The sequence below is a fragment of the Solwaraspora sp. WMMA2056 genome, assembly GCF_030345095.1.
Classification (GTDB): domain Bacteria; phylum Actinomycetota; class Actinomycetes; order Mycobacteriales; family Micromonosporaceae; genus Micromonospora_E.
The window spans coordinates 3,663,201-3,676,710 of sequence record NZ_CP128360.1; the positions used below are offsets into that span (position 1 = coordinate 3,663,201).

Here is a 13,510-nt window from a genome sequence, read left to right on the forward strand (position 1 = left end):
GTCGGGTCATCGGCTGACCTGCGCGCAAGCGTTACGGAGCCGGCCTAGTACGGCAGCCGCCATTTGCTAGTTGACCAGGGCGTATTCGCGGTTGAGGCGGGTGCGTTGGTGGAACCAGCGGGCGCGGGCCTGGTGTCGTCGTCGCCAGGTCAGCCAGTTGAGGGCGTGGTCGGGTGGTTGTGGGTGGTGGAGGACGTCGGCGAGAAGCCGTCCGATCTCGGGCACGGTCAGTGGGATCAGTCCGGGCTCGGCCGGTGGCGGCTGGTCGGGTGTGGCCGGTGGGGGTGCCTGGCTGTCGGTGCGGTGGCGTAACCGCGCGGCGGTGACCGCGCAGACGGCGAGAGCGGCCATGACCAGTACGGTGTGCCGGGCGATCGCGTCGTGGAGGCGGGCCTGGCACTGGTCCAGGCCGAAGTGGTCCTTGCCGAACTCGAAGCATTCCTCGACCGGCCACCGCAGCCCGGCGGCGCGGACCAGCCGCGACACGACCACCGGTTGCCCCTCGGGCACGAAGCAGTAGTGGAACGCCAGTTCGCCGGTGGCCAGGTGACGGCGCACGAGGAGGTGGTGGCGGGGTGAGGCGGTGGCGATCCACGCCCACGCGTACCAGCGGTGTCCCTTCGACCCGGCACCGGCCGAGCGGACCTGCCAGCCACGACCGCGCCTGCCGGCGAGTTCCGTAACGGCTTGCGCGCAGGTCAGCCTGTCACCGGACGGCGTCTGGATCACGCACGTCGAGGCGACCCGCAGCACGTACGCCTGCTGCGGCGGCTGGCAGTTCGGCTGTGAGCAGGGGGCTCGGTTCGTCTGCGGAGGCGTCGTACGGAAGAGTACGCTCACGGCGGGTCGTCGACACCCCTGGCCCGGCGGTTCCACCGATCAGCTGAGCGCGTCTCACAGAGGGATTCCTATGAGTACGTCGACACCGTTGTTGTTCCTGCACGGATACTGGCACGGCTCCTGGTGCTGGAGTGAAGTCACCGCCCGCGTCGCGGCGACCGGGCGGGCCAGTGTCGCGGTGGACATGGCCGGACACGGCCTGCGGGCCCGGCGGCCCCGTTCGGTCTACGCGCGCCCGTTCGACCCGCAGGCGATCGCCACCGAGGTCTCCCCGGTGGCCGCCGTCGACCTCGACCAGGCCGGGGACCTGCTCGTCGCGCAGCTCAAGCAGGTCGGCCGGGGCGGCCCGGTGACGGTGGTGGCGCACAGCATGGGCGGCACGGTGCTGACCCGGGTGGCCGAGCAGGCACCCGAGCTGGTCGCCCACGCCGTGTACCTGACGGCGTTCATGCCGGCGTCGGGCCTACCGGCGATCGCCTACATCGACATGCCGGAGAACGCCGGCGAACTCATCGGGCCGTCGCTGTGCGCGGACCCCGTCGCGGTCGGTGCGCTCAGGCTGGACGTCGGGTCCGTCGAGCCCGGCTACCGTCAGCAGCTTCGAAGCGTGTTCTTCGGCGACATCGATCCAGACTCTGCCGACGCGGCCATCGCACTGCTGACCCCCGACGCGCCGGCCGGTATCGCGCTCGGCGCCACCGCCCTGACCCGGTCCGGCTGGGGCTCCGTCCCCCGCACCTACGTCACCTGCGCCCAGGACATGGCGATCAGGCCCGCGCTCCAGCAGAAGTTCATCGTCGACGCGGACGCCGCGTTCCCCGACAACCCGACGTCCGTCGAGGCGCTCGACGCGTCCCACACGCCCTTCCTGTCCATGCCCCAGCAGGTCGCCGACATCGTCACCGCAGTGGGCTGATCGGAATCGGTCCGTTGGGTCAGCCGGTCACCCGGGACGCGAGGTGACCGGCGCGGACGGTTGACGGCGGTGGTTAGCGTCGGGGCCATGATCAGTGGGCTTCTCCGACGAATCGCGACCGTCCTCGGTGCTGCAGCGGTCGGCGCGGTCGCCACCGTCGCGGTGGCAGCGCCGGCTTCGGCGGCCGCAACCCCGGCCGTCACCGGCTACGTGTGGGTCAGCAGCCCCACCGTCGCCAGCTACACGGTGCCGACGTGGACCTCCGGCGGCCACACCTACTACTCGTACGCCAAGAATCCCGGCGGCGGGCCGATCACCGTCACCAGGTCCGGTGCCGGCGCCTACCAGGTGCGTTTCGGTGGGCTCGGCTCGCTGGTGACCGGCGGCGGGGGAGTGGTCCACGCCCAGGCGTACGGCGCGGCGGCCCGATTCTGCACCGTGGGCTCCTGGTATCCGTCCGGCGCCGATCTGCTGGTCAACGTCTACTGCTTCGGGGCCAGCGGCACCCGGCAGGACGCGTACTTCGTGGCGAACTTCGTCGAGGCCAGCGGCTCCACGCTCGCCGTCGACGGCGTGTCGTACCTCTGGTCCAACAATCCGACCTCGCCGATGTACACCCCGAGCGGCTGGTACCGCTACGACGCCGGCGGCGGCACCCCGTGGGTGGCGCGGGACGCGCCCGGCTCGTACGCGGTGGAGCTGCCCGCCTCGGCCGCCCAGACGCAGACCACGTTCTACCAGATCACCGCCTACACGTCGGCGGCCGTGAAGTGCAAGGTGGACTCGTACCTCGCCGACGGGATCGCCCGGGTGCGGTGCCGGGACGCCTCCGGAGCCTTTGTCGACTCCCGGTTCACCATCACCTGGACCGTGCACAACCTGCTGCAGCAGATCGCCCCGACGGCGCTGGCGACGGTCGACGACACGTACCCGTCGGGTGGGCCGGCACCGGCGATCACCTGGACCAACGACAGCTCGGTGAGCGGCGACTACGCCGTCACCCGCACCGGCACCGGACGGTACGAGATGGTCTTCCCGCAGATCATCGACTACTCCGGGCACGCCGTGGCGTACGCGCTCGGCTATCAGGACGCGCACTGCCACGTGCAGTACTGGCACCCGGTCGGCACCACCGACATGAACGTCGGCGTGACCTGCCTGAACAGCGCTGGCAGCCCGGTCAACACCCCGTTCACGGTCGGCTTCACCTGGTAGTGCGGACCTGGCAGGAGAGTTTGCCGTTCCGGTGGGATCTGGTCACACCGGACCAACTCGGAACGTTGCTCGACGGTGCCGCGCCGCCGGACCTGTGGTTCCTCGATGAGCTCGTCACCTGCACCGGGAAGGTGCTGGCCCGCAGCGGAAACGGTGACCTGTACTTCGTCGGCAGATCGTTGGACTCGATGTTCGACCTGCTCGGCGGAGTCCTCGCCGGACTCGTCGGCGTCCAGCGACTGCATCGGCTGCCGCTGTCGTTCCAGCGCCCGGCAGTGAGGTCCGGGAGCCGGTGGCGGCGGCGTCCGTTGACCCGCGCCGAGGTGGCCCAGGGGCGACGGTTCCTCGCCGCGGTCGGGCTGACGCCACACACGCTGGCCCGACGGGACCGGCCGGCGGTCCTGGTAGACGTCGTGCATCGGGGTGCGACGTTCACCGAACTGTTCACCCTGCTGCGCGACTGGATCGACGCCGAACGCGAGCCATGGCCGGTCATCCGCCGCAAGCTGCGCTTCGTCGGCGTCACCCGCCGGACCAGGACCAGCCCGAAGACGTACCGCTGGCAGCAGCACGCCGACTGGACCCGGACGCTGCCCGCCGCAGCCGTGACCAACGTGTCGCTGGATCCGTGGGTGTGGTCGTACTTCGGTGACCATCAGGTGAAGCTGACCCGCTCGCTGTACCCCGACCGGTGGCTGGCCGAAGACACCGGACCCGGCCGTGACGAGCGTACCCGGCAGGCCCTTGCCGAGGCCGCCGCGCTGGTGGCGTACGGCCGTAGTCGGGCGGGCCGCCACGCCGTCGCCCGCGCCGTGGGACGCGACCACGCACTCGCGCAGCCCTGGCTGCGCACCCTCGTCACGAACCTTACCAGGAGCTGACCGACTGCTACAGATCCTCGGCTAGGTTCCTGGGCATGGGTCACGATCGTCGGGTGGGCACGGTGCGGCAGCTGTCGCGCTATCCGGTCAAGTCGATGCTGGGAGAGAACCTGGACCGGGCGTACGTCAACGAGGCCGGCATCGCCGGTGACCGCGCGTTCGCCGTGCTCGACTGTGTCACCGGCAAGGTGGCCAGCGCCAAGAACCCGCGGCTGTGGCGGGACATGCTGACCGTACGGTCCACGCTGCTGCCTCCCGACGCCGCCGGCACCCCGGCGGTCCGGCTGATCATGGCGGACGGTACGACCGGGACCGTGACGGTGACCGGCCGCCCCGATCCGGCGCTGTCCACGCTGCTGGGCCGGGACGTGCGGCTGCTCGACCGGGCCGCGCCGGGCACGACCATCGAACGGATGGACCCGGACCAGGTACGCACCGACGACGACCTGTCGCACGCGCAGACCGCCAGCTCCGTGCTGGCCGCCGGCTCCCCACCCGGCACGTTCTTCGACTTCGCGCCTCTGCATCTGATTACGACCGCGACGCTGGCCGGCCTCGCGGCCCACTCGGGTCGGCCGGTCGACAGCCGGCGTTTCCGGCCCAACATCGTCGTCGAGCTGCCGGCTGCGCCTGGCGGGCGTCGGCGTTCTGCCGTGCGCCGGGGTGTACGCCCGCCCACTGGAGGCCGGCGTCATCCACTCCGGTGACCCGGTCGAGTTCTGCTGACCGTACCCGGTGATTCAGCGGGCGCGGCGATAGTGCAGGGCCACCGCGCCGTTGCGCAGCGGCTGCGCCGAGAGCAGTTCGAGCTGGCGGGTGCCGGGCAGCCCACCCTGGTACAGCGTCGGGCTGTGGCCGGCGATCCTGGGATGGACCAGCAGCTGGTACTCGTCGATCAGGTCCAGCCGGTCCAGTTCGGTCGCGAGCGTGCCGCTGCCGACGAGGACCCCGGCCGGAGTCGCGTCCTTGAGCTTCTGCACGCCCGCACGCAGATCGCCGGCGATGTGGTGGCTGTTGGTCCACGGGAAGTCGGTACGGGTGGACGACACCACGTACTTGGGTTTGGTCTCCAGCTTGACCGCCCACTCGCGCATGGCCGGCGGCGCGGCCTGGTCGCCGCGGGCGACGGCCGGCCAGTAGCCCTCCATCATCTCGTAGGTGACGCGACCCCACAGCATGGCTCCGCACTCGTCCATGAGACGGGTGAAGAGGGTGCGCGTCTCGTCGTCAGCGATCCCTTCCTGGTGGTCGACGCAACCGTCCAGGGTGACGTTGAAGCTGAAGGTGAGCAGGCCCATGGCCGGCGAGTCTAACGACCGGTCGACGGCCGGGCCTACGATCGGGGCCATGGCCCTGACGGGGGACGACGTCGACCGGTTCGAGGCGGCCCGGCCGCGCCTGGGGGCGATCGCCTACCGCCTGCTCGGCTCCGCCAGCGAGGCCGAGGACGCCGTACAGGAGACGTTCCTGCGCTGGCAGGCCGCCGACGTCGACCGGATCGACGTCCCCGAGGCCTGGCTGACGAAGGTCCTCACCAACCTGTGCCTCAACCAGTTGACCTCCGCGCGGGCCCGCCGCGAAACGTACGTCGGTCAGTGGCTGCCGGAGCCGCTGCTCGCCGGCGACCCGATGCTCGGCCCGGCCGACACCGTCGAACAGCGCGAATCCGTGTCGTACGCCGTCCTGGCCCTGATGGAGCGGTTGTCGCCGCACGAGCGGGCCGTGTACGTCCTGCGGGAGGCGTTCGACTACCCGCACCGCGACATCGCCGGCATCCTCGGCGTCTCCGAAGCCGCCAGCCAGCAGATCCTGCACCGGGCCCGGCGGCACCTCGCCGACGGCCGGGCCCGCACCGAGGTCGACCGGGCCGCGGCCCGGCGGGTCGTCGAAGAGTTCCTGGCCGCCGCCACCAGCGGCCGGGTCGAGCCGTTGGTTCAGTTGCTGACCGGCGACGCCGTCTCGATCGGCGACGGCGGCGGGCACGTCCCGGCCCGGGTCGCCCCGGTGGTCGGTGCCGTCGCGGTCGCGAAGTTCCTGCGTGGCCTGTTCACCCCGGGCCCGGCCAAACGCGCCCTGCTCGGCGGCACGCCCGAGCTGTACGCGTGGACCGCCAACGGTGACCCGGCTGTCGTGGTCGTCGTCGACGGCCGGGTCATCGGCGTCATCTGTCTGCAGGTCACCGCCGACGGTGTGGCCGCGATCCACAGCCAGGTCAACCCGGACAAGCTGCACCGGGCCACCGCGTCCTGGGCGGCCGTCGACCACGGGGAACCGCTGTTCACCGCCTTCTGACACAGCGTGTGAGGTGCTTCACGCCGCTGCCGCGTCAGCAATCGCGGGGCTGCCCGGTTCAGGTGCTGTCACACCCCGTGCAGACAGACAGGAGCAGGACATGCGACACCGCATCATCGTCCTCGGCGCCGGCTACTCCGGAGCCGTTGCCGCCGGCCGCCTCGCCCGGCGGCTGCACCGCGACGACGTCGCCGTCACCGTCGTCAACGCCGAGCCCGACTTCGTCGAGCGGGTACGGATGCACCAGCTGGCGACCGGCCAGGACCTCAAGCCCCGACCGCTGCGGGAAATGTTCGCCGGCACCGGCGTCGAGCTGCGGATCGCGAAGGTCACCGGTGTCGACGTCGACGCCGGAACCGTCACGGTCACCGCCAGCGACGGCGACACAGCCGGCGGCAACGGCACCGGCGGCACCGATGTGCTCGGCTACGACACCCTCGTCTACGCCCTCGGCAGCGGCTGGAACCCGGGAGCCGTCCCCGGCGTCGCCGAACACGCCGCCGAGATCGCCAGCCGGCCCGGCGCGCTGCGGCTGCGGCAGCGCTTGGCCGGCCTCGCCGCCGGGCAACCCGTCATCGTGGTCGGCGGCGGCCTGACCGGCCTGGAAGCCGCGACCGAGATCGCCGAGGCCCGCCCCGACCTCGACGTCGCCCTCGCCGTGCGCGACGGCCTCGGCGGCACCCTCTCGCCGAAGGGCCGCGCGCATCTGCGCAAGGTCCTCGCCGGGCTCGACATCACCGTGCACGAGCACACCGCCGTCGTCAGCGTCGAGGCCGACCGGGTCACCACCGCCGACGGCGGTGCCGTCCCGGCTGCGGTCACCGTCTGGACCGCCGGGTTCGCCGTCCACCCGATCGCCCGTACCACCGGACTGACGCTCGCCGACAGCGGCCAGATCGTCGTCGACGACATGATGCGGTCGGTGTCGCACCCGGACGTCTCCGCCGTCGGCGACGCCGCCTTCGTGATCGGCCCGGGTGGTAAGCCGCTGCGGATGTCGTGCGCCTCCGGCGTGCCGACCGCGTGGCAGGCCGCCGACGCCATCGCCGCCCGACTGACCGGCGGGAAGCTGCCGACCGTCCCGATCCGCTACTACAACCAGTGCGTCTCGCTGGGCCGCCGCGACGGCCTGATCCAGTACGTCACCGCCGACGACCGGGCCAGGCCGGCGGTGCTGACCGGCCGGCCCGCCGCAGCCTACAAGGAACTGGTCTGCCGGGGCGCCGCCTGGGGCGTGGCCAACCCGCTGCTCGGGCTGCCGACCCGCCACCGTCATGTCGACCCGGTCAGGGCTGGAGCAGGACTTTGATGGCGCGGCGTTCGTCCATCGCCCGGTAGCCGTCGGCGGCCCGCCGCAGCGGCAGCGTCAGGTCGAAGACCCTGCCCGGGTCGATCTCCCGGCGCAGGATCCGGTCGATCAGATCGGGCAGGAAGCGGCGCACCGGGGCGAGGCCGCCGTGCAGGTGTACGCCGGACTGGAACAGCTCCATCCCGGTCAGCCGCACGTCGTGGGCGACGCCGACGTAGCCGACGTGCCCACCGGCCCGGGCGGCGCGGATCGCCTGGATCAGCGACTCCCGGGTGCCGACGGCTTCGACGACCGAGTGCGCGCCGAGGCCGTCGGTCAGATCCTTGATCCGGGCGACACCGTCGTCGCCGCGTTCGGCGACGATGTCGGTCGCGCCGTACTCCAGGGCGAGTTTCTGCCGGTCCGGGTGCCGGCTCATCGCGATGATCCGGTCCGCGCCGAGCTGCCGGGCGGCCAGGACGCCGAGCAGGCCGACGGCGCCGTCACCGACGACGGCGACCGTCCGGCCCGGCCCGGCCTGGGCGGCTACCGCGCCGAACCAGCCGGTGCCCAGCACGTCGGAGGCGGCGAGCAGGCTCGGGAGCAGGTCGGGGTCCGGGGCGTCGCAGGTGGCGACGAGGGTGCCGTCGGCCAGCGGGATCCGCACGTACTGGGCCTGCGCGCCGGTCGGGGTGGCGAACTCCGACCGTACGCAGTGCGTCTGGTAGCCGGACCGGCAGATCTCGCAGGTGTTGTCGCTGGCGATGAACGAGCCGACGACGAACTGCCCCGGCGCGACGCCGCGCACCTCGGCGCCGACCTCCTCGACGACGCCGACGTACTCGTGGCCCATCGGCCGTGGCCTGGTGATCTTCTCGATTCCCCGGTACGGCCACAGGTCGGATCCGCATACACAGGTGGCCGTCAGCCGCAGGATCGCGTCGGTGGGTGCGACGATCTGCGGATCCCTGCGCTGCTCCACCCGCACGTCACCGGGGGCATGGAGAACCGTTCCGAGCATGCCGCGTACGCTACCCGCCGCCGAGCGCCTGACGTAGCGCCTCCTCGCGGTCGGCGATCGTCGCCTCGGTCTGCGGTTGCAGCTCGTCGAGGATCGACTCCATCGGACCCTTGTCGAAGAACCCGGCGGCGTTGACCCACAGGATCTTGCCGGCCTCGACGGCGTTCGCCAGCTGGGTCGCGGCCTGTTCGGCGTCGGCGGGGAACTCGATGGCGGCCAGCGCCGTGCCGTACTCGTCGAACAGGTCGGCCAGGGCCCGGGCGTCCTGCTGCGCGGTCGCCAGTCCGGGGTCGAACATTCCGGCACCGGCCCGGTCCAGGTTGGTCTCGAGCTGGCGCGCCAACGGTTCGTAGCGGCTGTGGAACCGCTCGGCGGCCTGCTCGAACTCGTCGGCGGGTCCGCCGCCCCTGGTCACCGCCACCACCAGCACGACCGTGACCACGGCGAGTATCACGACCACTGCGCCGGCCACGAGGAGTGCCGTCACCGGCGAGCGGCGTTGTTCATTCGTGATCGTCAACTCAGGAGTCCACTCCGGCCTGGGCCCTGCTGCAGGCGGTGTCGGCCTGGCGCAGGGCGGTTTCGATCTTGCTCTCGTTGCCGGCCCGCGCGGCGTCGAACATCTCCTGCGCCCGTCGCATGCACGGCAGCAGCACGTCGCGTTCCTCGGTGACCCCGGCCAGGTTCTCCTTGGTGGTGTCGAGCTCGGTGGTCAGCTCGCCCACCCGCGCCTCGGTCTCAGCGATCTTCTCCTCCTGCTCGGTGACGATGTCGCGTTGTTCCTGCAGTTGGCTGGTCAGGTCGGACCGGGTGTCGCGCAGCTCACCGCGCTCGTCGACGTACAGGCCGAAGCCGACCGCGCCGAGGACGAGCAGCAGCACCGACACGACGGCCAGCGCGATGGTGGCGCGCCCCTTCGGGGCGGCCGGCGGTGGTGCCGGCGCGTACGACTGGGCCGGCGCGGCTGCCGGCGCGGCTGCCGGCGTGTACGGCGGCACCGGCGGCGAGACCGGCGCGTACGACGGCTGCACCGGGAAGGGCTGGGTTGGCGGGGCGGAGATCGGTGGGGCCGGGGCAGGGGCGGGGGCCGTCGGGGGACGGTACGGCGTGTCGTCCGGCCCGTACGGGTACGACATTGGTTCCTCCGATGAGATCGATCAGCAGACGTGGAAGGTCTCGCAGGCGGTCCGGATCGGTACGGCGAGCCCGATGCCCTCCGCGTCCCGCGCCTTCGCGTTGGCGATCCCCACGACCTCCTTGCGGGTGTTGATGACCGGACCGCCGGAGTTGCCGGGGTTGACCGGCGCGTCGAACTGGATCACCGACCCGGGGCCGTCGGTGCGGTCCCGGACGGCGCTGACCACGCCGGTCGTGATGGTCTGGGTGAGTCCGAGCGGTGCGCCGACGACCAGGACGCTCTCGCCGGGGCCGGGCGGACCGACGGCGGCGGGCAGACCGGCGTAGACGGCGTCGACCCTCAGCAGGGCGATGTCCTGTGACGGGTCCACGTCGGCGATCACCGCCGTGTACCGCTTGCCGTCCTGTTCCAGCTGTACCGACCTGTCGTCGGCCGTCCACACCGACTCGATCACGTGGAAGGCGGTCAGGACGTTGGTCCGGCCGGTGCCTCCGGACGCGCTCTCACCGGACGCTGCCTCCCCAGGTCGGGCGACGGCGAACGCGCTGCCGGAGAAGTCGTCGGCGATCACCTGGAAGACGCTGGGCAGCACGGCGGCCGCGACCGCCGGCGGGTCGAAGGCCTGCTGGTTGTCGTCCTCGACCGCGGCGAGCCGGCCGTCCAGGCTGTCCAGCCGCTCGTCGGTGCCGTCGGCGGACTCCTGTGCGGTCCGCTGCGCCCCGACAAGATCGTCCCGTAGCTGATCGATCTGCCCCGCCTGGACGGCGACGGTCACCGTGAGCGCGATCAGTACGACCGTGACTCCTGTCGCGGCCGCCCAGCGCAGCATCCCCGTTGCCATGACACCCCCATGCGACTACTCACCGTCCCGCCCGTGTCATTGAGAGTAGTTGTGCTGGTGGTGGGTCGGTGATGGTCGTTCGACCCCCGTCGGCGCTGCGGAGCGTGGCGCGGCGTCGATACGATCAGGGCCGTGCCGGGCGCGGTGGAACAGCGGCTTCTCCGTCACGGGCTGCGGTACGCGCTCGGTCTGCGTACCGTCGTGATCGGACTGTCCAGCGCGGTCTACCTGGCCCTCGGCACCGCGCCCGACCGGGCGATGGCCGTGGCCGTGGTGCTGACGCTCAACGCCTGGAGCCTGGGCTACGCCGTCGCCCTGGCCCGCGGCTCCCGGCGGGCCCGTCGCTGGCTGCCGCTGGTCGACGTCGCGGTGGTCTGCGGCGCCTGCCTCACCCAGAGCTGGACCGTCGTGTCCGATCCGCGCGGCGGATCCACCTGGGTCCTCGTCGTCGTGAATCTGGTCGTCGTCACCTACCCGTGGCAGGTCGACTGGCCGCTGCTCGCCAGCGGCACCGCCGCGATCGTGGCCGCGTACTTCGTCGGCGCGACCCTGGCCGACCCCGGTGGCTGGCTCGCCGACCCGGCGATCGGGCCGTGGACGGCGGCGCAGGCGGCGCTCTCCTGGGGGCTGTACCGGTTCGTCCGGCGCGGTGCCCGCGCCGCCGACCGGGCCGTCGACCGCGCCGCGCAGCTGCGCCGGGCGGCGGCGATCGCGGCGGCCCGCCGCCGCGACGAACGGGAGTACCTCGCGGCGCTGCACGACACCGCCGCCGCGACCCTGCTGATGGTCGGCAACGGCGTACTGACCGGCAACTCGCCGTGGCTCGCCGCACAGGCCCACCGCGACCTGCGGGAACTGCGACGCTCGGCGGACGCCGCCCAGGGCGAGACCGAGCTGGTCCCGCTGCTGCACGACGCCGCCGCCACCGCCGCGGTGCAGGTCACCTGGCACACCCCCGACCGACTGTCGCTGCCGGCCGCCGACGCGGTGGCGCTCAGCCGCAGCGTCCGTGAGGCGCTGACCAACGTGGCCCGGCACGCCGGCACCGACCGGGCCGAGATCCGGATCGACCGCGACCCCGACCAGGTCACCGTGTCGATCGTCGACCGGGGCGTCGGCTTCGACCCGGCCCGGGTCCGCCCCGACCGGTACGGGGTGACCCGCTCCCTGGTCGAGCGGATGACCCGCGTCGGCGGTCAGGCCCGGATCGACGCCCGCCCCGGCCACGGCACCACCGTCACCCTGACCTGCCCCCGGTCGGCGTCCGAGGTCGTCGGCAGCGACCAGGACGTCATAGCCGCCTCGTTCCAACGGGGACTGCGCTGGGCCGTCGTCGTGCTGAGCCTGGCGATCCTGCTGCTGCTCGACCTGCCCCGGCTGCTGGCCAGCCGCGAGGCGTACGTCTCGCTCTGGCCGCAGCTGCTCACCTGGGCCGGCCTGGCGGCGGTGACCCTGGTCGTCGGTGTCGCCACCTGGCGTGACCGCCCACTCGGCCGGTGGCGGCTGCCGCTGCTCGCGCTGGTCTTCGGGCTGTCCGCGCTGGCGACGTCGTCGGTACACCCGGAGTACCTGCTCGGCCCGGCGCACTGGTCGGAGGGCGACGCCGGCTGGCAGGTCGTGCTGCTGATGATGGACACCCGGGTCGCCGCCTTCGCCGCCGTCCTCGCCGCCCAGTATCTGATGACGTTCGGGCAGGCCGTCGGAGCCGGCGAGGCTGCGCTGAGCGTCGCCGGCGCGGTCAGCGCCACCTGGGCGGTGCTCGCCTTCCAACTCGCGATCGCGATGATCGCCGCCGTGCTGCGCTCCATGGCGGCCTCGTCGGCGAAGGCGCTGGCCGCCGCCGAACGGGTACGCACCGCCGAGGCGGTCGCCCGGCACCTGCACGCCGACCGGGCCGACCGGATGGCGGCGCTGGCGACCACCGCCGTACCGCTGCTCGACGGCCTGGCCCGCGACGAGCTTGACCCCGGCGACGAGGCGGTCCGCCGGTCCTGCGCCGCCGAAGCCGCCCGGATGCGCCGGCTCATCGCCGAGGACACCGGCACGGCCGACTCCCTCGCCCACGAGCTGCGGGCCTGCATCGAACTGGCCGAACGCAACGGTGTCACGGTCACCTTCGCCGACCGGGGCACCCGGCCCGAGCTGCCGCCGCCGGTGCGCCGCCGACTCGTCGAACCGGCGATCGCCGCCCTCGCCACCGCCCGCAGCGGCACGGCGGCCCGGCTCACCGTGGCCAGCACCGGCCGGTCGGTGACCGTCAGCGTCGTCGCCGTCTGCCCGCCGCCGCCGCCCGCCGCCGACGGGGTACAGCTGTCCACCATGGTCACCGGCGGTCGGTGCTGGATCCAGGCCACCTGGCAAGGAGAACAATGATCACAGCGGTAGTCGTGGACGACCACCCCGTCGTCGTCGCCGGGGTGCGTGCCTGGTGCGCACTGGCCGATCCGCCGATCGAGGTCGTCGACGCCGGCCCCACCGTCGCCGTCGCCTGGCTCGACCCCGGCGCGAGCGCCGACGTCGTCGTCCTCGACCTGCAGCTCGACGTCACCGGACCGGCGTACGGCGATCTGAAACGGCTCGTCGACGCCGGCCGTCAGGTCGTCGTCTACAGCATGCGCGACGACCGGGACAGCGCCCTGACCGCCCTCGACATCGGTGCGTTCACCTACCTCACCAAGGCCGAGGGCGCCGATCACCTGGTCGCCGCGATCACCGCCGCCGCGGCCGGTACGCCGTACACCCCGCCGGCGCTGGCCGGCGCGTTCGGCACCGACGAACGCCCGCAACGTCCCCGGTTGTCGCCACGTGAACATCAGGTGCTGATCGAATGGTTCCACTCCGAGTCGAAGGAGATGGTCGCCCATCGGCTGCGTCTGACCGTGCACCGGGTCAACTCCTGCCTGGAACGGGTCCGCGTCAAGTACGCCAACGTCGGCCGCGAGGCACCGACCAAGGCCGCGCTGGTGGCCCGGGCCCTGCAGGACGGGCTGATCACCACCGACGAACTCTGACCGGAATCGATCGCCGCCGGCCGGTGTGACGTGACCGGCAGGTGCGCGCTGAACTGGATGACCCGAC

The 13,510-nt window shown here is 72.4% G+C and carries 13 protein-coding genes and 1 pseudogene; 8 read left to right on the forward strand and 6 right to left on the reverse strand.

Translation table 11 applies throughout. From position 1 onward, the window contains the following. Window positions 1-66: 66 nt before the first annotated feature. A pseudogene (locus tag O7608_RS16710) lies at window positions 67-762 on the reverse strand (transposase family protein); the annotation flags it as partial. Between the two features lie 148 nt (window positions 763-910). Between O7608_RS16710 and O7608_RS16715 the strand changes: the two are divergent. From O7608_RS16715 to O7608_RS16730, 4 genes are all read left to right on the forward strand, one after another. Continuing rightward, window positions 911-1,756 (forward strand): alpha/beta fold hydrolase, encoded by an 846-nt coding sequence (locus O7608_RS16715; RefSeq protein WP_289205454.1) that lies wholly within the window; start codon window positions 911-913, stop codon window positions 1,754-1,756. A gap of 87 nt (window positions 1,757-1,843) precedes the next feature. After that, on the forward strand, window positions 1,844-2,971 hold the full coding sequence (locus O7608_RS16720; RefSeq protein ID WP_289205455.1) for a hypothetical protein: 1,128 nt from the start codon (window positions 1,844-1,846) through the stop codon (window positions 2,969-2,971). Continuing rightward, complete coding sequence (locus tag O7608_RS16725) at window positions 2,971-3,852, forward strand: hypothetical protein (RefSeq protein ID WP_289205456.1); 882 nt, start codon at window positions 2,971-2,973, stop codon at window positions 3,850-3,852. Before O7608_RS16720 ends, O7608_RS16725 begins: the two co-directional genes overlap by 1 nt. Window positions 3,853-3,887: 35 nt before the next feature. After that, entirely contained in the window at window positions 3,888-4,559 is a 672-nt protein-coding gene (locus tag O7608_RS16730; RefSeq protein ID WP_289205457.1) for an MOSC N-terminal beta barrel domain-containing protein, read from the forward strand. Between the two features lie 33 nt (window positions 4,560-4,592). Here O7608_RS16730 and O7608_RS16735 read toward each other — a convergent pair whose 3' ends face one another. After that, entirely contained in the window at window positions 4,593-5,150 is a 558-nt protein-coding gene (locus tag O7608_RS16735) for a dihydrofolate reductase family protein (protein WP_289210926.1), read from the reverse strand. Between the two features lie 49 nt (window positions 5,151-5,199). Between O7608_RS16735 and O7608_RS16740 the strand changes: the two genes are divergently transcribed. Beyond that, window positions 5,200-6,144, forward strand: coding sequence for an RNA polymerase sigma-70 factor (locus O7608_RS16740; protein ID WP_289205458.1), 945 nt, complete (start codon window positions 5,200-5,202; stop codon window positions 6,142-6,144). A gap of 100 nt (window positions 6,145-6,244) precedes the next feature. After that, window positions 6,245-7,453 carry an NAD(P)/FAD-dependent oxidoreductase gene (locus tag O7608_RS16745; protein WP_289205459.1) on the forward strand — a complete coding sequence of 403 codons (1,209 nt, stop codon included), beginning with the start codon at window positions 6,245-6,247 and terminating at the stop codon, window positions 7,451-7,453. Here the strand turns inward: O7608_RS16745 and O7608_RS16750 are convergent. Genes O7608_RS16750 through O7608_RS16765 form a run of 4 tightly spaced genes read right to left on the reverse strand, consistent with a single transcriptional unit; the run spans window position 7,431 to window position 10,432 of the window. Next, the gene (locus O7608_RS16750) at window positions 7,431-8,453 is read right to left on the reverse strand and encodes a zinc-dependent alcohol dehydrogenase family protein (RefSeq protein WP_289205460.1); all 1,023 of its coding nucleotides are present in this window, start codon (window positions 8,451-8,453) and stop codon (window positions 7,431-7,433) included. The two genes, O7608_RS16745 and O7608_RS16750, sit on opposite strands and share 23 nt — an antisense overlap. 10 nt (window positions 8,454-8,463) lie before the next feature. Next, window positions 8,464-8,940 (reverse strand): hypothetical protein, encoded by a 477-nt coding sequence (locus tag O7608_RS16755; protein ID WP_289205461.1) that lies wholly within the window; start codon window positions 8,938-8,940, stop codon window positions 8,464-8,466. Window positions 8,941-8,974: 34 nt separating this feature from the next. Next, a complete protein-coding gene (locus O7608_RS16760) occupies window positions 8,975-9,589 on the reverse strand; it encodes a hypothetical protein (RefSeq protein ID WP_289205462.1) in 615 nt (204 codons plus the stop codon). A gap of 21 nt (window positions 9,590-9,610) precedes the next feature. After that, complete coding sequence (locus O7608_RS16765) at window positions 9,611-10,432, reverse strand: S1C family serine protease (protein ID WP_289205463.1); 822 nt, start codon at window positions 10,430-10,432, stop codon at window positions 9,611-9,613. Between the two features lie 132 nt (window positions 10,433-10,564). Between O7608_RS16765 and O7608_RS16770 the strand changes: the two genes are divergently transcribed. Further along, window positions 10,565-12,805 (forward strand): sensor histidine kinase, encoded by a 2,241-nt coding sequence (locus O7608_RS16770; RefSeq protein WP_289205464.1) that lies wholly within the window; start codon window positions 10,565-10,567, stop codon window positions 12,803-12,805. Continuing rightward, window positions 12,802-13,443 carry a response regulator gene (locus O7608_RS16775; protein ID WP_289205465.1) on the forward strand — a complete coding sequence of 214 codons (642 nt, stop codon included), beginning with the start codon at window positions 12,802-12,804 and terminating at the stop codon, window positions 13,441-13,443. Before O7608_RS16770 ends, O7608_RS16775 begins: the two co-directional genes overlap by 4 nt. Window positions 13,444-13,510: the final 67 nt, after the last annotated feature.